At 71.7% G+C, this 15,316-nt stretch carries 15 protein-coding genes; 11 read left to right on the plus strand and 4 right to left on the minus strand.

What is annotated here, in order from left to right; translation table 11 throughout:
* The first annotated feature begins 56 nt into the window (after positions 1-56).
* Positions 57-623 carry a Uma2 family endonuclease gene (locus tag ACIBW9_RS02645; RefSeq protein ID WP_398950470.1) on the plus strand — a complete coding sequence of 189 codons (567 nt, stop codon included), beginning with the start codon at positions 57-59 and terminating at the stop codon, positions 621-623.
* Here ACIBW9_RS02645 and ACIBW9_RS02650 read toward each other — a convergent pair.
* Together ACIBW9_RS02650 and ACIBW9_RS02655 are read right to left on the minus strand one after the other, a co-directional pair.
* Positions 601-1,416, minus strand: coding sequence for a DUF3097 domain-containing protein (locus tag ACIBW9_RS02650; protein ID WP_398950472.1), 816 nt, complete (start codon positions 1,414-1,416; stop codon positions 601-603). The two genes, ACIBW9_RS02645 and ACIBW9_RS02650, sit on opposite strands and share 23 nt — an antisense overlap.
* Positions 1,417-1,450: 34 nt before the next feature.
* Positions 1,451-2,179, minus strand: coding sequence for an MBL fold metallo-hydrolase (locus tag ACIBW9_RS02655; protein WP_398950474.1), 729 nt, complete (start codon positions 2,177-2,179; stop codon positions 1,451-1,453).
* Positions 2,180-2,332: 153 nt separating this feature from the next.
* Here ACIBW9_RS02655 and hrcA point away from each other — a divergent pair, with 153 nt between their 5' ends.
* The 10 genes from hrcA to ACIBW9_RS02705 all read left to right on the plus strand — a co-directional run bounded on the left by hrcA (position 2,333) and on the right by ACIBW9_RS02705 (position 13,137).
* Positions 2,333-3,349, plus strand: a complete 1,017-nt coding sequence (gene hrcA, locus ACIBW9_RS02660; protein ID WP_398950476.1) for a heat-inducible transcriptional repressor HrcA — start codon at positions 2,333-2,335, stop codon at positions 3,347-3,349.
* Positions 3,350-4,486 carry a molecular chaperone DnaJ gene (gene dnaJ / locus ACIBW9_RS02665; RefSeq protein WP_344402434.1) on the plus strand — a complete coding sequence of 379 codons (1,137 nt, stop codon included), beginning with the start codon at positions 3,350-3,352 and terminating at the stop codon, positions 4,484-4,486.
* Positions 4,487-4,678: 192 nt separating this feature from the next.
* Positions 4,679-5,755 carry a nitronate monooxygenase gene (locus ACIBW9_RS02670; RefSeq protein ID WP_398950479.1) on the plus strand — a complete coding sequence of 359 codons (1,077 nt, stop codon included), beginning with the start codon at positions 4,679-4,681 and terminating at the stop codon, positions 5,753-5,755.
* The gene (locus tag ACIBW9_RS02675) at positions 5,752-6,504 is read left to right on the plus strand and encodes a 16S rRNA (uracil(1498)-N(3))-methyltransferase (protein WP_398950481.1); all 753 of its coding nucleotides are present in this window, start codon (positions 5,752-5,754) and stop codon (positions 6,502-6,504) included. Before ACIBW9_RS02670 ends, ACIBW9_RS02675 begins: the two co-directional genes overlap by 4 nt.
* An 18-nt stretch (positions 6,505-6,522) precedes the next feature.
* A complete protein-coding gene (locus tag ACIBW9_RS02680; protein WP_398950484.1) occupies positions 6,523-6,915 on the plus strand; it encodes a VOC family protein in 393 nt (130 codons plus the stop codon).
* A 77-nt stretch (positions 6,916-6,992) separates the two neighbouring features.
* Positions 6,993-7,553: a hypothetical protein gene (locus ACIBW9_RS02685; protein ID WP_398950486.1), complete on the plus strand. Its 561-nt coding sequence runs from the start codon at positions 6,993-6,995 to the stop codon at positions 7,551-7,553.
* Between the two features lie 45 nt (positions 7,554-7,598).
* On the plus strand, positions 7,599-10,796 hold the full coding sequence (locus tag ACIBW9_RS02690) for a S41 family peptidase (RefSeq protein ID WP_398950489.1): 3,198 nt from the start codon (positions 7,599-7,601) through the stop codon (positions 10,794-10,796).
* A 65-nt stretch (positions 10,797-10,861) separates the two neighbouring features.
* Positions 10,862-11,215 (plus strand): histidine triad nucleotide-binding protein, encoded by a 354-nt coding sequence (locus ACIBW9_RS02695; protein ID WP_398950491.1) that lies wholly within the window; start codon positions 10,862-10,864, stop codon positions 11,213-11,215.
* A 6-nt stretch (positions 11,216-11,221) separates the two neighbouring features.
* Positions 11,222-12,127, plus strand: a complete 906-nt coding sequence (locus ACIBW9_RS02700; RefSeq protein ID WP_398950492.1) for a ribonuclease Z — start codon at positions 11,222-11,224, stop codon at positions 12,125-12,127.
* Positions 12,128-12,147: 20 nt separating this feature from the next.
* Complete coding sequence (locus ACIBW9_RS02705; RefSeq protein WP_398950494.1) at positions 12,148-13,137, plus strand: adenosine deaminase; 990 nt, start codon at positions 12,148-12,150, stop codon at positions 13,135-13,137.
* On the opposite strand, the gene ACIBW9_RS02710 is transcribed toward ACIBW9_RS02705, so the two are convergent.
* Positions 13,134-14,324 (minus strand): MFS transporter, encoded by a 1,191-nt coding sequence (locus tag ACIBW9_RS02710; protein ID WP_398950496.1) that lies wholly within the window; start codon positions 14,322-14,324, stop codon positions 13,134-13,136. The genes ACIBW9_RS02705 and ACIBW9_RS02710 overlap by 4 nt on opposite strands.
* A gap of 197 nt (positions 14,325-14,521) precedes the next feature.
* Positions 14,522-15,307: an IclR family transcriptional regulator gene (locus ACIBW9_RS02715; protein WP_398950498.1), complete on the minus strand. Its 786-nt coding sequence runs from the start codon at positions 15,305-15,307 to the stop codon at positions 14,522-14,524.
* Positions 15,308-15,316: the final 9 nt, after the last annotated feature.

Raw genomic sequence — 15,316 nt, forward strand, 5'->3', positions numbered from 1 at the left:
TTGCACGGTGGCAGGAACCGGAGGGCTGCGGAGTGACCGCTGTGGACGACCGACCGATGACCACCGATGTCGTGGAGTTCTTCGAGAACCTGGAGGTTCCCGAGGGATACAAGGCCGAGCTCCTCCGGGGGGAAATCGTGATGATGGCGGCGCCAGACCTGGTGCACATCGACATCGTCGAAGCGGTTCTCGATCAGTTTCCGCGCCGGGACTGGCGGAGGCTCCAGACGGTGGCCGTCGCCATTCTGCAAGAGACCAGCGAGCCCCTGCCGGACCTCGTACTGGTAGAGCGAGGCGTCGGACCGCGTGAGGGGCAGCTGATGCCGTCCAAGGTCATCAGCATGGTCGTCGAGGTCGTGTCCAAGACGAGCGTCGAGCGTGATTACGTCGTCAAGCGTTCGATCTATGCAGCGGGCGGCGTGCCCGTCTATCTGATCATCGATCCGATCATGGGGCACTGTGTACTGCTCACCGAGCCGACTGGCGCGGGCGAGGAAGCCGACTACCAGGTGCAGCGGGTGACCAAGTTCGGCGACCCGGTGCCGCTGCGGATGCCGGAGATCCAACTGGATACCGCGGAGTTCGGCACCTACAAGGGCGTCAAGCCCCACCACCGACCGTGACGAAGTCGATCAGCTCCTCCACCCGCCCCAGCAGCTCCGGCTCCAGGTCCTTGTAGGAGCCGACCCGCTTCAGGATCGCCTGCCACACCGCCCCGGTGTTCTCCGACGGCCACCCCAGCGCCCGGCACACGCCCGTCTTCCAGTCCTGCCCGTGCGGGACGCGGGGCCACGCCTCGATCCCAAGCGACGACGGCTTCACCGCCTCCCAGATGTCGATGTACGGGTGGCCGACGACCAGCGCGTGCTCACTCGTCACCGCCTCCGCGATCCGCCACTCCTTCGTGCCCGGCACCAGGTGGTCGACCAACACACCCAGCCGCGCATCCGGACCCGGTGCGAACTCGTCGACGATCGACGGCAGGTCGTCCACTCCCTCCAGGTACTCCACCACCACGCCCTCGACGCGCAGGTCGTCGCCCCAGACCTTCTCGACCAGCTCTGCGTCGTGACGGCCCTCGACGTAGATCCGCCCGGCGCGAGCGACACGCGCGCGTGCGCCAGGAACGGCCACCGAACCCGATGCCGTACGAGTGGGCCGTACAGGAGCCGCGCCTGAGGGACGCACGAGCGTCACCACCCGCCCCTCCAGCAGGAACCCCCGCGGCTCCAGCGGAAACACCCGGTGCTTGCCGAAGCGGTCCTCCAGGGTCACCGTGCCCGCCTCGCAGCGGATCACCGCACCGCAGAAACCGGTGCCGGGCTCCTCGACCACCAGACCCGGTTCCGCCGGTACCTCGGGCACGGGCTTCGGCTTCTTCCACGGCGGGGTCAGATCGGCGGAGTACTGGCGCATTCGAGTGACGATAGGAGAAGCGGCCGGTCAGCGGCTACGACACGCCGAAACGCGCCGCCAGCTCGTCCCGCTGTCCCCGCACGAACGCCGCGTCCACCACCGCTCCGTGACCGGGCACATACAGCGCGTCCTCGCCGCCCAGGTCGAGGAGCCGGTCCAGGGCGGCCGGCCAGTGCGACGGTACGGCGTCGGAGCCGGCCTGCGGTTCGCCGGACTCCTCCACCAGGTCGCCGCAGAAGACGACCTCCGGGGAGCCGGGGACCAGGACCACCAGATCGTGGGCCGTGTGGCCGGGGCCCACGTTCGCCAGCAGCACCTGCCGGCCGCCACCCAGATCGAGGGTCCACTCGCCGGAGACGTGATGCCGGGGCGCGACCAGGGCGTCGACCGCCTCCTCGGCCAGGTGTGCGTCCAGTCCGTTGCCCACCGCGTCCGCCCGCAGCTCCTCGCGTGCGTGCCGGGCCTCGAACACCGTGTCCATGCCCACCGCGCCGTACACCTCCGCGCCCGCGAACGCCGCCGCCCCGAAGACATGGTCGAAATGGGGATGGGTGAGCGCGAGATGAGTCACACGGTGACCGGCGAGCTCCTGCGCCTCAGCACGCAACCGTGCGCCCTCCGCAAGGCTCGACCCGGCGTCGACCAACAGCGCCGTGCCCTCCCCGACGACCAGCCCCGTCGTGCAGTCCCAGTCGGGAAGACGGCACCGCCCGACCCCGGCCGCGAGCCGCTCCCACCCCAGCTCTTCCCAAGTCATCGTCATACCGCGACGCTAGCGGTACGCCCCGTTCAACGGGCGCCGACCTTGCCCCGGGTGTACCCCACCGCCGTACACTGGCCGGTAACGGCTGGCACTCGGACGGACAGAGTGCCAGGCGCAGCGCCTAGGGTGACGACTTCTGGAGGTGTGCGCTGGATGCTGAGTGAACGACGGCTTCAGGTATTGCGCGCCATCGTCCAGGACTATGTCGGCACCGAGGAGCCGGTCGGGTCGAAGGCCCTGACCGAGCGGCACAACCTCGGCGTGTCACCGGCGACGGTCCGCAACGACATGGCGGCCCTGGAGGACGAGGGATTCATCGCCCAGCCGCACACCAGCGCGGGACGCATCCCCACCGACAAGGGCTACCGCCTGTTCGTCGACAAGCTCGCGGGCGTCAAGCCGATGTCCGGGCCCGAGAAGCGGGCGATCCAGAACTTCCTCGACGGCGCCGTGGACCTCGACGACGTGGTGGCCCGGACGGTCCGGCTGCTCGCGCAGCTCACCCGGCAGGTCGCCGTCGTGCAGTACCCGTCCCTGACCCGTTCGACCGTGCGGCACGTCGAGCTGCTCTCGCTCGCGCCCGCGCGTGTGATGCTCGTGCTGATCACCGACACCGGCCGGGTCGAGCAGCGCATGGTCGACTGCCCGGCGCCGTTCGGGGAGGCCTCGCTCGCGGATCTGCGGGCGCGCCTCAACAGCAAGGTCGCGGGCCGCCGCTTCACCGACGTCCCGCGGCTCGTGGAAGACCTGCCCGAAGGCTTCGACGTCGAGGACCGGGGTACGGTCTCGACAGTGCTCTCCACACTTCTGGAGACACTGGTCGAGGAGAACGAGGAACGGCTGATGATCGGCGGCACCGCCAATCTGACCCGTTTCGGGCATGACTTCCCCCTCACCATCCGCCCCGTCCTGGAGGCGCTCGAGGAGCAGGTCGTGCTCCTCAAGTTGCTTGGCGAGGCGGGGGATTCGGGCATGACGGTGCGCATCGGGCACGAGAACGCCTATGAGGGACTCAACTCCACTTCCGTGGTGTCGGTCGGTTACGGTTCGGGCGGCGAGGCAGTCGCCAAGCTCGGCGTGGTCGGACCGACCCGCATGGATTACCCGGGAACGATGGGAGCGGTACGCGCAGTGGCACGGTACGTCGGACAGATCCTGGCGGAGTCGTAAGTGGCCACGGACTACTACGCCGTTCTCGGCGTGCGTCGCGACGCGTCGCAGGAAGAGATCAAGAAGGCCTTCCGGCGGCTCGCGCGCGAGCTGCACCCGGACGTCAACCCGGACCCGAAGACCCAGGAGCGGTTCAAGGAGATCAACGCCGCTTACGAGGTGCTCTCCGACCCGCAGAAGAAGCAGGTCTACGACCTCGGCGGCGACCCCCTGTCCCAGGCGGGCGGCGGTGGCGCGGGCGGCTTCGGCGCGGGTGGCTTCGGGAACTTCTCGGACATCATGGACGCGTTCTTCGGTACGGCGTCGCAGCGCGGCCCGCGCTCGCGCACCCGCCGCGGCCAGGACGCGATGATCCGGCTGGAGATCGAGCTCGACGAGGCGGCCTTCGGCACGACGAAGGACATCCAGGTCGACACGGCGATCGTCTGCTCCACCTGCAACGGTGAGGGAGCGGCGCCGGGCACCTCCGCGCAAACGTGTGACATGTGCCGCGGTCGCGGTGAGGTGTCGCAGGTGACGCGGTCCTTCCTGGGCCAGGTCATGACCTCGCGGCCGTGTCCCCAGTGCCAGGGCTTCGGCACCGTCGTCCCGACGCCGTGCCCGGAGTGCGCGGGCGACGGCCGGGTGCGGTCCCGCCGTACCCTCACGGTCAAGATCCCGGCCGGTGTCGACAACGGCACCCGCATCCAGCTCGCGGGCGAGGGCGAGGTCGGCCCCGGCGGCGGTCCCGCCGGTGACCTGTACGTCGAGATCCACGAGCTGCCGCACCCGACCTTCCAGCGGCGCGGCGACGACCTGCACTGCACGGTCACCATCCCGATGACGGCCGCGTCCCTCGGCACCAAGGTGCCGCTGGAGACGCTGGACGGCATGGAGGAGGTCGACATCCGGCCCGGCACCCAGTCCGGGCAGTCGATCCCGCTGCACGGGCGGGGCGTCACGCATCTGCGCGGTGGCGGGCGGGGTGACCTGATCGTCCATGTCGAGGTGCAGACCCCGACGAAGCTGGACCCGGAGCAGGAGCGTCTGCTGCGGGAGCTGGCCAAGCTGCGCGGTGAGGAGCGGCCGCAGGGGCAGTTCCAGCCGGGGCAGCAGGGGTTGTTCTCGCGGTTGAAGGATGCGTTCAACGGGCGCTGAGGTGGTGGCTGCGGGCGGCTGATTTCGCCTCCGCCGCCCTTACCCTTCCCGTCCCTGGGGGCTGCCGCCCCCAGACCCCGCTTTCGGCCTGAACGGCCTCGTCCTCAAACGCCGGACGGGCTGAAAGTGCAGGCACGTGACAAGGGGACGGGCCGATTCGGACTTGTTCGGAGGACGTGACAACATGCCGTCATGTCCTCCGCACTGACCGATCTCTTCCCTCATCCGATCGTGCAGGCCCCCATGGCGGGCGGTGTCTCCGTGCCGCATCTGGCCGCCGCCGTGTGCGAGGCCGGTGGGCTCGGGTTCCTCGCCGCCGGGTACAAGACGGCCGACGGCATGTACCAGGAGATCAAACAGCTGCGGGGGATCACCAACCGGCCGTTCGGCGTGAACCTCTTCATGCCGCAGCCCGAGTACGCCGACCCGGGTGCCGTGGAGATCTACGCCCACCAGCTGGCCGGGGAGGCCGGCTGGTACGAGACCGAGCTCGGCGATCCGGACAGCGGCCGTGACGACGCCTACGACTCCAAGGTCGCCGTGCTGCTCGACAACCCCGTGCCGGTGGTCTCCTTCCACTTCGGGGTGCCGAGCCGCCAGGTCCTCGACTCCCTCCGCCGGGCCGGCACCTTCACGCTGGTCACCGCGACGACCCCGGAGGAGGCCCTCGCCGTGCAGCTGGCCGGCGCGGACGCGGTGATCGTGCAGGGCGTGGAGGCGGGCGGCCACCAGGGCACCCACCGGGACAACCCGGAGGCGGGCGGCACCGGCATCGGGCTGCTCCCGCTCGTCGCCCAGGTCCGCGAGACCGTGAGCATCCCGATCGTCGCCGCCGGCGGCATCATGCGCGGCGGGCAGATCGCCGCGGTGCTGGCGGCGGGCGCGAGCGCGGCCCAGCTCGGCACGGCGTTCCTCGCCACCCCGGAGTCCGGTGCGAACGCCGTCCACAAGCAGGCCCTCACCAACCCGCTGTTCGCGCGCACGGAGCTGACCCGGGCGTTCACCGGCCGCCCGGCCCGTGGCCTCGTCAACCGGTTCCTGCGCGAGCACGGCCCGTACGCCCCCGCCGCCTACCCGGAGGTCCATCACCTCACCTCGCCCCTGCGCAAGAAGGCCGCCGCCGCCGGCGACGCACAGGGGATGGCGCTGTGGGCGGGGCAGGGGCACCGCATGGCGCGCGAGCTCCCGGCCGGGCAGCTGGTGGAGGTCCTCGCCGCCGAGCTGGACGCGGCCAGGACAGCGTTGTCGGGCAAAGGGGACCTGCGATGACCGCGCCGGTGTTCGTCGTCGAGTCGCTGGCGGGCGTGGGTCCCGGCTCCATCGTCGAACTGGACGGCCCCGAGGGGCGGCACGCGGTGTCCGTACGGCGGCTGCAGCCCGGCGAGGACGTGGTGCTGACGGACGGTCTGGGGCGCGGTGCCGCCGGTGCGGTGGTGCGGACGGAGGGCAAGGACCGGCTGTTCGTCGAGCCCGTCGAGTTCCCCGTCGAGCCCGAGCCCAGCCCCCGTATCACCGTCGTCCAGGCCCTGCCCAAGGGCGACCGCGGCGAACTGGCCGTCGAGACGATGACCGAGACCGGCGTCGACGCGATCGTGCCCTGGTCGGCGGCCCGCTGCATCACCCAGTGGAAGGGCGAGCGGGGGCTGAAGGCCCTCGCCAAGTGGCGGGCCACCGCCCGCGAGGCCGGCAAGCAGTCCCGCCGGCTGCGCTTCCCGGAGGTCACGGACGCGGCGACGACCAAGCAGGTTGCCGCACTTCTCGCCAAAGCCGACTTCGCCGCCGTACTGCACGAGGACCGCGACTACGACAGCGAGCCGCTGGCGACCGCCGAGCTGCCCGCCGCGGGCGAGATCGTGCTGGTCGTGGGCCCCGAAGGGGGCGTGTCCGAACAGGAGTTGACGCTCTTCTCGGAGGCGGGTGCGAAGGCGTACCGGCTCGGGCGTAGCGTGCTGCGTACATCGACCGCGGGCACCGCGGCGACCGCCCTGCTCCTGGGCCGCACCGGCCGCTGGTCCTGAAGATCACGGGGGAACACCATGGAACTCGCCCAAGTCCGGCTCCTGGTCAGCGACTTCGCCGCCTGCTACCGGTTCTACGCGGAGGTGCTCGGCCTCAAGCCGCAGTCGGGCGCGACCGCGGGGCCGTACGAGAAGTTCAGCCCGGCCACCGGCTCGGCGGGCATCGCCCTCCAGGACCGTTCGATGATGGCCGAGGTGCTGGACGAACTGGGCGACACGGCGACGGGCCACCGCTCCCTGGTGGTGCTGCGCGTCGACGACCTCGACACCTACTGCGAACAGATCGCCACCCGGGGCGCCGTCCTTGTGCACGGCCCGGCCCCCATGACGGACCGCATGCGGGTGGCCCATCTGAAGGATCCCGAGGGGAACCTGGTGGAGCTGCAGGAGTGGCTGCTGCTGCGCGGCTGAACCGGCAGGGCGCAGGGGCGCTTTCGTGACCGTATGCGCTCTACCGCCGGACGGCACTCGGTGGCAGGCTGCCGTCCATGGGGGCATTGAGGCGGATTTGGCGGCGGCCGCGGGGACGGCGGGCGGCGGCCGCGACGGTACTCGCCGTCCTGGGCGTCGGCGGAGCCGTGGCCTGTGATCCGGGCGGCCTGAACTCGGCGGCCGTGGCGTACACGACCGACCAGACCGCGACCAAGGAACTGGAGCGGCAGCACGTCGACGTGCAGTGGCTCAGCTGCACCGCCAACTACGGCAACGACAAGGTCTCCACGCGGACGGCACCCTCGGCGAGCGAGACCACCGTCGCCAACGTCGACTGCCAGGGGCAGACCAAGGACCGACGGGACATCACCGTCACCGGCAAGGTCACCCGCGCCGTCGACGGCGCCTGCGTACGCGGCGACCTCACCGCCAAGGTGGGCGGCAAACAGTGGTTCCACGTGACGGGGCTCGGCAACTGCAACGCGACACCGTCACCCATCGTCCACAACCCCTCGGGCGGAAACGGCGGTCAGCCCGGCGCCACCGTCACCGTGACCGTCACGCGGACCATCTGGTGCAAGGGCGATCCCCAGTGCTGGCCCGTCGAGGGCAAGTGATCCAAACCGCTGACCCCGGGCGGTGCCGCTGCGTAGGGTGATCGGGTGACACAGCCTGCGACGCCTGCCTATCTCCGGTTTCCGCATCTGCGGGGCGAGTTGGTCGCCTTCACGGCCGAGGACGACGTGTGGCTCGCCCCCGTGGACGGCGGACGCGCCTGGCGGGTCAGCGCGGACAACACACCGGTCACCCTGCCCCGCATCTCGCCCGACGGCACGACCGTCGCCTGGACCTCCACCCTCGACGGCGCCCCCGAGGTGCACATCGCCCCGGTCTCCGGCGGACCCGCCAAACGGCTGACGCACTGGGGCAGTTGGCGCACCCAGGTGCGCGGCTGGACCCCCGACGGACAGGTCCTCGCGGTCACCACCCACGGCCAGGCGAACCTGCGCCGCAGCTGGGCGCACGCCGTCCCGCTCGACGGCGGGCCCTCCACCGTCCTGCCGTACGGCCTCGTCGGGCATGTCGCCCACGGGCCGAGCACCGTCCTGCTGTCCGCACCCATGGGACGCGAGGCCGCCTGGTGGAAGCGGTACCGCGGAGGCACGGCGGGCAAGCTGTGGATCGACCGGGAGGGGCAGGGCGAGTTCGTACGGCTCCATGAAGAGCTCCGCGGGAACCTGGAGTTCCCGGTGTGGGCGGGCGAGCGCATCGCCTTCCTCTCCGACCATGAGGGGGTCGGGGCGGTGTACTCCTCCCTCGCCGACGGCTCCGACCTGCGCCGGCACACGCCCCTCGACGGCTTCTACGCCCGCCACGCCTCCGGCGACGGCACGCGTGTCGTCTACTCCTCGGCCGGTGAGCTGTGGATCCTCGACGACCTCGACGGCGCCGAGCCCCGCCGGCTCGACATCCGGCTCGGCGGGCAGCGCGCCGAACGCCGGCCGTTCGCGGTGAACGCCTCCCACTGGTTCGGCTCGGCCGCCCCCGACCACACCGCACGCGGCAGCGCGGTCGCCGTGCGCGGAGCCGTCCACTGGGTCACCCACCGCTCCGGCCCCACCCGCGCGCTCGCCGCCGAACCCGGCGTACGGGCCCGGCTGCCCCGCACCTTCCGCGCCGACGGCGAGGAATGGGTGGTCTGGGTGACGGACGCGGAGGGCGAGGACGCCCTGGAGTTCGCGCCCGCCACCGGTCTGGCACCCGGCGCCACCCCCCGCCGCCTCGCCGCCGGACAGCTCGGCCGCGTCCTCGGGCTCGCCATGGCGCCCGACGGCAGCCGGGCCGCGGTCGCCGCCCACGACGGCCGTGTCCTGCTCGTCGAGCGGGAGACCGGCGAGGTCCGCGAGATCGACCGCAGCGAGGACGGGGACGTCACCGGCCTCGTCTTCTCGCCCGACTCGGCCTGGCTCGCCTGGTCCCACCCCGGCCCGCGCCCGCTGCGCCAGCTCCGCATCGCCCACACCACCGACCTGACGGTCACCGAGGCGACCCCGCTGCGCTTCCGGGACTACGCGCCCGCCTTCACCCTCGACGGCAGACACCTCGCCTTCCTCTCCAACCGCTCCTTCGACCCGGTCTACGACGAGCACGTCTTCGACCTCGCCTTCGTGGTCGGCGACCGCCCGCACCTGATCACCCTCGCGGCGACCACACCCTCCCCCTTCGGCCCGCAGCGGCACGGACGCCCCTTCGACACTCCCGACAAGGACGAGACCCCCGACAGCGAGGGCATCCCGGCCACCCGCATCGACCTCGAAGGCCTCGCCGACCGGATCGTGCCCTTCCCGGTCGAGGCCGCCCGCTACTCGAACCTGCGGGCCGCGAAGGACGGCGTGCTGTGGCTGCGCCACCCGGTGCAGGGCGTCCTCGGGGTGTCCAGGGCCACCCCCGACGATCCCGACCCCAAGACCGAACTGGAGCGCTACGACCTCGTCCAGCACCGCCTGGAGCACCTCGCCGCCGATGCCGACCACTTCCGGGTCAGCGGCGACGGCAAGCGAGTCCTGCTGTGGACCGACGGACGGCTGAAGGTCGTACCCAGCGACCGCCGTGCGTCCAACGACGACTCCGGCGACACCAACATCACCGTCGACCTGACCCGGGTACGGCAGACCGTCGATCCCTCGGCCGAGTGGCGACAGATGTACGAGGAGACCGGCCGCATCATGCGGGACCACTTCTGGCGGCCGGACATGAGCGGCGTCGACTGGACCGGCGTGCTCGACCGCTACCGGCCGGTCCTGGACCGGGTGGCCACCCACGACGACCTCGCCGACCTCCTGTGGGAGGTGCACGGCGAGCTCGGCACCTCGCACGCCTATGTGATGCCGCACCGCGGATACGGCAACGGGCCCCGGCAGGGGCTCCTCGGCGCCGACATCTCCCGTCACGAGGACGGCAGTTGGCGCATCGACCGGATCCTGCCGACCGAGACCTCCGACCCCGACGCCCGCTCCCCGCTGGCCGCGCCGGGCGTCGCGGTGCGGGCCGGGGACGCGATCGCCGCGGTGGGCGGGCAGCCCGTGGACCCGGTGACCGGGCCCGGACCGCTGCTCGTCGGCACCGCGGGCAAGCCGGTCGAGCTGACGATCTCCCCGGCCGGCGGGGGCGAGGTGCGGCACGCGGTGGTCGTGCCGGTCGCGGACGAGGAGCCGCTGCGGTACCACGCGTGGGTCGCGGACCGGCGGGCCTACGTCCACGAGAAGTCCGGCGGGCGGATCGGCTATCTGCACGTCCCCGACATGCAGGCGCCGGGCTGGGCCCAGATCCACCGGGACCTGCGGGTCGAGGTGGCCCGGGAGGGACTCGTGGTGGACGTCCGGGACAACCGGGGCGGCCACACCTCGCAGCTCGTCGTGGAGAAGCTGGCGCGGCGGATCGTCGGCTGGGCCGTGCCGCGCGGTCTGCGGCCATACAGCTATCCGGCGGACGCACCCCGCGGGCCCGTGGTCGCCGTCGCCAACGAGTTCTCCGGCTCCGACGGCGACATCGTCAACGCGGCCATCAAGGCACTGGGCATCGGCCCGGTCGTCGGCACCCGCACCTGGGGCGGTGTCATCGGCATCGACAACCGCTACCGCCTGGTCGACGGCACGCTCGTCACCCAGCCCAAGTACGCCTTCTGGCTGGAGGGTTACGGCTGGGACGTCGAGAACCGCGGGGTGGACCCGGACGTGGAGGTGGTCCAGCGGCCGCAGGACCACGCGGCGGGACGGGACGTCCAGCTGGACGAGGCGATCCGCCTCGCGCTGGCCGCACTGGAGGAGACCCCCGCCAAGACACCCCCGAGCCTGGACTGACGTCCCTGGATACGATGCCCCCGTACTCGATCAGCGTGATCGATCAACCGGCTGGAGGAGACCACATGGCAGGGGAGCCACAGGACGACTGCCTGTTCTGCAAGATCGTCGCGGGGCATGTGCCGGCGACGATCGTCCGCGAGACGGAGACCACCGTCGCCTTCCGGGACATCAACCCCCAGGCGCCCACCCACGTCCTGGTGATCCCCAAGGCGCACTACGAGAACGCCGCCGCGCTCGCCGCCGGTGCTCCGGAACTCGCCGCCGACGTGCTCCGCGAGGCGCAGTCGGTCGCCGACGAGGAAAAGCTGGAGAGCTACCGGATCGTCTTCAACACGGGCGCCGGCGCCGGCCAGACCGTCTGGCACGCCCACGCGCACGTCCTCGGCGGCCGCGGTCTGCAGTGGCCCCCCGGATAACCGACCGTGTCCGTACGTGAATTGGTGGTCCTCGGCACCGCCAGCCAGGTCCCCACCCGGCACCGCAACCACAACGGCTATCTGCTGCGCTGGGACGGCGAGGGCATCCTCTTCGACCCCGGCGAGGGCACCCAGCGCCAGATGCTGCGTGCCGGGGCCGCCGCGCACGACCTCAACCGGATCTGTGTCACGCACTTCCACGGCGACCACTCCCTGGGCCTCGCGGGCGTCATCCAGCGCATCAACCTCGACAAGGTCCCGCACGAGATCACCGCGCACTACCCGCGCTCCGGGCAGCGATTCTTCAACCGGCTGCGCTACGCCACCGCCTACCGCGAGACGGTCGACCTCACCGAGGCCCCGGTCGACACGGACGGCCCCCTGGCTGTCACGCCCACGTACACACTGGAAGCCCGCAAGCTCTCCCACCCGGTCGAGTCCTACGGCTACCGGCTGACCGAGCCCGACGGCCGCCGGATGCTCCCCGACCGCCTCGCCGCGCACGGCATCAAGGGCCCGGACGTCGGCCGTATCCAGCGCGAGGGCGCGCTCGGCGGGGTGTCCCTGGAGGAGGTCAGCGAGGTGCGCCGCGGTCAGCGGTTCGCGTTCGTCATGGACACCCGGCTGTGCGACGGGGTGCACGCCCTCGCCGAGGGCTGCGACATGCTCGTCATCGAGTCGACGTTCCTCGACGAGGACACCGACCTCGCAGTCGAGCACGGCCATCTGACCGCGGGTCAGGCAGCGGCGGTGGCACGGGACGCGGGCGTACGGCACCTGGTGCTCACGCACTTCAGCCAGCGGTACACCGAACCGGACGAGTTCGAGCGGCAGGCGCGCGCGGCGGGCTTCGAGGGCGAGCTGACGGTCGCGCACGATCTTCTGCGGGTGCCGGTTCCGAAACGCCGGTAACGCGCCCGTACGATGCTTTGATGCCCCTCCCCAAAGCTGAACTGCACCTGCACATCGAAGGCACCCTGGAGCCGGAGCTCGCGTTCGAGCTGGCCGCCCGCAACGGCGTCGAGCTGCCGTACGCCGGCACGGACGAGCTCCGCAAGGCGTACGAGTTCGAGGACCTCCAGTCCTTCCTGAACCTGTACTACGAGCTCATGGCCGTCCTGCGCACCGAGCGGGACTTCGAGGACCTCACGAACGCGTACCTCGCCCGCGCCGCCGCGCAGGGGGTGCGGCACGCGGAGATCTTCTTCGACCCGCAGGCGCACCTGGTGCGCGGGGTGCCCATGGGCACGGTCGTCGAGGGGCTGTGGCGGGCGCTGGGGAGCAGCGAGGCGAACCACGGCATCTCCACCAGGTTGATCATGTGCTTCCTGCGCGACGAGTCCGCCGAGTCGGCGCTGCAGACCCTGGAGGCCGCGAAGCCGTACCTGGACCGGATCACCGGCGTCGGCCTGGACTCCGCCGAGGTCGGGCATCCGCCGGTGAAGTTCCGCGAGGTGTACGAGGCCGCCGCCGCGCTCGGTCTGCGCCGGGTGGCGCACGCGGGGGAGGAGGGCCCGCCGGAGTACATCACGGAGGCCCTGGACGTGCTCGGCGTGGAGCGCGTCGACCACGGGCTGCGGTGCATGGAATCCCTCGAGCTGGTCGAGCGGCTGGTCCGCGACCGCATCCCGCTGACTCTGTGCCCCCTGTCCAACGTCCGCCTGCGGACGGTCGACACCCTCGCCGACCACCCGCTGCCGGCCATGCTGGACGCGGGGTTGGTGTGCACGGTCAACTCCGACGACCCCGCCTACTTCGGTGGCTACGTCGGCGACAACTTCGAGGCCGTTCAGGGCACTCTTCGCCTGACCGAGGACCGCCTGCGCGAACTGGCCCGCAACTCCTTCCTCGCGTCCTTCCTGGAGGACGACGAGGAGCGCAGGGCGCGGTACCTCGCCGAGGTGGAGGCGTACGAGTTCTAGGCGGCCGTTGTGTCGTAGGCGTGCCGAGCAGGTGTCTGCACCGGGATCTCCACGAGCGGGAGGGGCCGCCTGCCGGCCCGCAGGGCCACGGCCGTCATCGGTACGGTGATCACCAGCAGCCCCACGGCCAGGACCGCGCCCATCACCGGGAACCCGGCCTGTGCCGCCAGCACGCTGCCGGTCAGTGGGCCCGCCGCCGTTCCGAGGGAGGACGCCGAGCCGACGAGGACCGCCCAGCGTCCGCGGGGGTCCAGGGAGGCCGCCAGGCCGATCACGTACGACAGGACGACCGGGTAGAGCACGTTCCAGGCGATCTCGCCGGTCGCGAAGGTGGTCAGGTCGGTCGCGGATGCGCTGAGCACGATGCAGCCGGAGATCAGCGCCGTGCCCGCTCCGATGGGCAGCGCCCGGCCGAACCGCGGCCCGACCGCTCCCGCGCCGACGACCCCGAGCAGTCCCGCGCCGAGCGCCACCGCGAAGACGGCACCCACGGTGGCCTCCGCGAGGTGCGCCTGGGTCAGGCCGATCCGGCCGCTGACACCCCACAGCGCGTTCTGCGCGAGCGACCAGCAGAACATGACGAGGGCGAGGACCAGACCGGAACGCGGCCGGGGCAGAGGGGTGCCCCCGAGGGAGCTGTGCGCGACCGCCGTACGGACCGGGAGCCGGCCGGTGAGCGGCCAGACGGCGAGCGCGGTGAGCGCGATCGCGGCGAGCGGCTGCCCGTGGCCCGCGCCCAGGTGGGGAACCGCCAGATAGACGGCGCCCGCGAGCGCGGAGACACCGAGCAGGCCCAGCGTGGTCGTCCGGTGCGGGTCCGGCTGCGCGGCGATGCCGGTGGCGGCGACCGTCGTCGCCGTACCGGAGCCGAAACCGCCGACGAGCGTGCCCGCGACGACCGCGGGGACGGCGTGGGTGAGCACGGCGCCGCCGTAGCCGACGACCGCGAGCACCAGACCGATGCGGGCCAGGGTGCGGGGGCCGATGCGGTCGACGCGGGAGGCGAGCAGGAAGCCGGCCGCGGCCGAACTCAGCAGCAGGGCACTGCCGATGGCACCCGCCTCGGTCGCGGAGAGCGCAAGCCCCGAGTCGAGCCGTCCGACGGTCGTCGGCAGCAGATACGGAGCCAGGTACCCGGCCGTGAAAAGGGCGACGAGGGGCCAGGCGGTGGTGCGAGGGGCGGACACGGGCGTTCCCAGGGCATGCGAAAGAAGCGGCTCAAGATGGGGTGGGGCGCCGACCGTCGACGGACAGGAACGCGCGGAGAATTTGTATCAAGCACGCGGTTCCGGAAAGAAGCGCGGGGGGTGTGATGTGGCGCACGTTGCGTTTGGGGCGGAAGAGGTCGGGTAAACGAGCGCCCCAACTGGCCTAGGCATGTGCGCTAACGCCAGCGTGCCGAGCCTCCCGCAGCCGGTGCCGTCGCCTCGATCTTCTGGCGGATCTCCCGCATCACCGCCACGATCCGCTCCTCGTGTTCCGGCGTCAGCCGAGCCACCGGCACCGAGCAGCTGATCGCGTCCTGCGCGGGGATGTCGTAGCGCAGCGCGAAGCCGAAACCGACGATTCCGGCCACGCCCTCCTCGCGGTCGACCGAGTAACCACGGGTGCGGACGCGCGCGAGATCCGCCGCCAGTGACTCCCGGCCGGTGTGCGTGTGGGGTGTGAGCGCCTGGTACGGCCCTTCGGGCAGCTCCTCGTCGTCCCGCTCGGCCAGCAGCGCCTTGCCGAGCGCGCCCGCGTGCGCGGGTAGCCGGCGGCCGACGCGGCTGATGGTCCGCAGATACTCGTGCGACTCCCGCGTCGCCAGATATGCCACGTCCCGTCCGTCGAGCCGCCCCATGTGGATGGTCTCCCCGAGCGCCTCGGACGCCTCGTCGAGATACGGCCGTACGACGCGCACCCGCGGGTCGGAGTCGAGGTAGCTGGTGCCGGTGAGCAGGGCGTGGATGCCGATGCCGTACAGCGAACCGGTGACGTCCGTACGCACCCAGCCCCGGCTGATCAGGGTCTGCAGCAGTGCGTACATCGAGCTGCGCGGCACGCCCAGCTCGTCCGCCAGCTCCTGCAGCCGTGCCGGTCGGTCGCCGCGGGCGGCGAGCAGCTCCAGCAGTTCGACCGTCCGCGCGGCCGACTTCACCTCGCGCACGCCGCCACCTGTGTCCGACATGGGGCGATG

Origin of the sequence: Streptomyces sp. NPDC049541 (genome assembly GCF_044465725.1) — a bacterium.
Classification (GTDB): Bacteria; Actinomycetota; Actinomycetes; order Streptomycetales; family Streptomycetaceae; genus Streptomyces.

What these genes read in the sequence shown, in the direction of transcription:
- ACIBW9_RS02705 (WP_398950494.1), top strand. Translation starts at nt 12,148, where the DNA reads ATGCCCCTCCCCAAAGCTGAACTGCACCTGCACATCGAAGGCACCCTG.
- ACIBW9_RS02655 (WP_398950474.1), bottom strand. Translation starts at nt 2,179, where the DNA reads ATGACGATGACTTGGGAAGAGCTGGGGTGGGAGCGGCTCGCGGCCGGG.
- ACIBW9_RS02645 (WP_398950470.1), top strand. Translation starts at nt 57, where the DNA reads ATGACCACCGATGTCGTGGAGTTCTTCGAGAACCTGGAGGTTCCCGAG.
- ACIBW9_RS02675 (WP_398950481.1), top strand. Translation starts at nt 5,752, where the DNA reads ATGACCGCGCCGGTGTTCGTCGTCGAGTCGCTGGCGGGCGTGGGTCCC.
- ACIBW9_RS02670 (WP_398950479.1), top strand. Translation starts at nt 4,679, where the DNA reads ATGTCCTCCGCACTGACCGATCTCTTCCCTCATCCGATCGTGCAGGCC.
- hrcA (WP_398950476.1), top strand. Translation starts at nt 2,333, where the DNA reads ATGCTGAGTGAACGACGGCTTCAGGTATTGCGCGCCATCGTCCAGGAC.
- ACIBW9_RS02680 (WP_398950484.1), top strand. Translation starts at nt 6,523, where the DNA reads ATGGAACTCGCCCAAGTCCGGCTCCTGGTCAGCGACTTCGCCGCCTGC.
- ACIBW9_RS02685 (WP_398950486.1), top strand. Translation starts at nt 6,993, where the DNA reads ATGGGGGCATTGAGGCGGATTTGGCGGCGGCCGCGGGGACGGCGGGCG.
- ACIBW9_RS02650 (WP_398950472.1), bottom strand. Translation starts at nt 1,416, where the DNA reads ATGCGCCAGTACTCCGCCGATCTGACCCCGCCGTGGAAGAAGCCGAAG.
- ACIBW9_RS02715 (WP_398950498.1), bottom strand. Translation starts at nt 15,307, where the DNA reads ATGTCGGACACAGGTGGCGGCGTGCGCGAGGTGAAGTCGGCCGCGCGG.
- ACIBW9_RS02695 (WP_398950491.1), top strand. Translation starts at nt 10,862, where the DNA reads ATGGCAGGGGAGCCACAGGACGACTGCCTGTTCTGCAAGATCGTCGCG.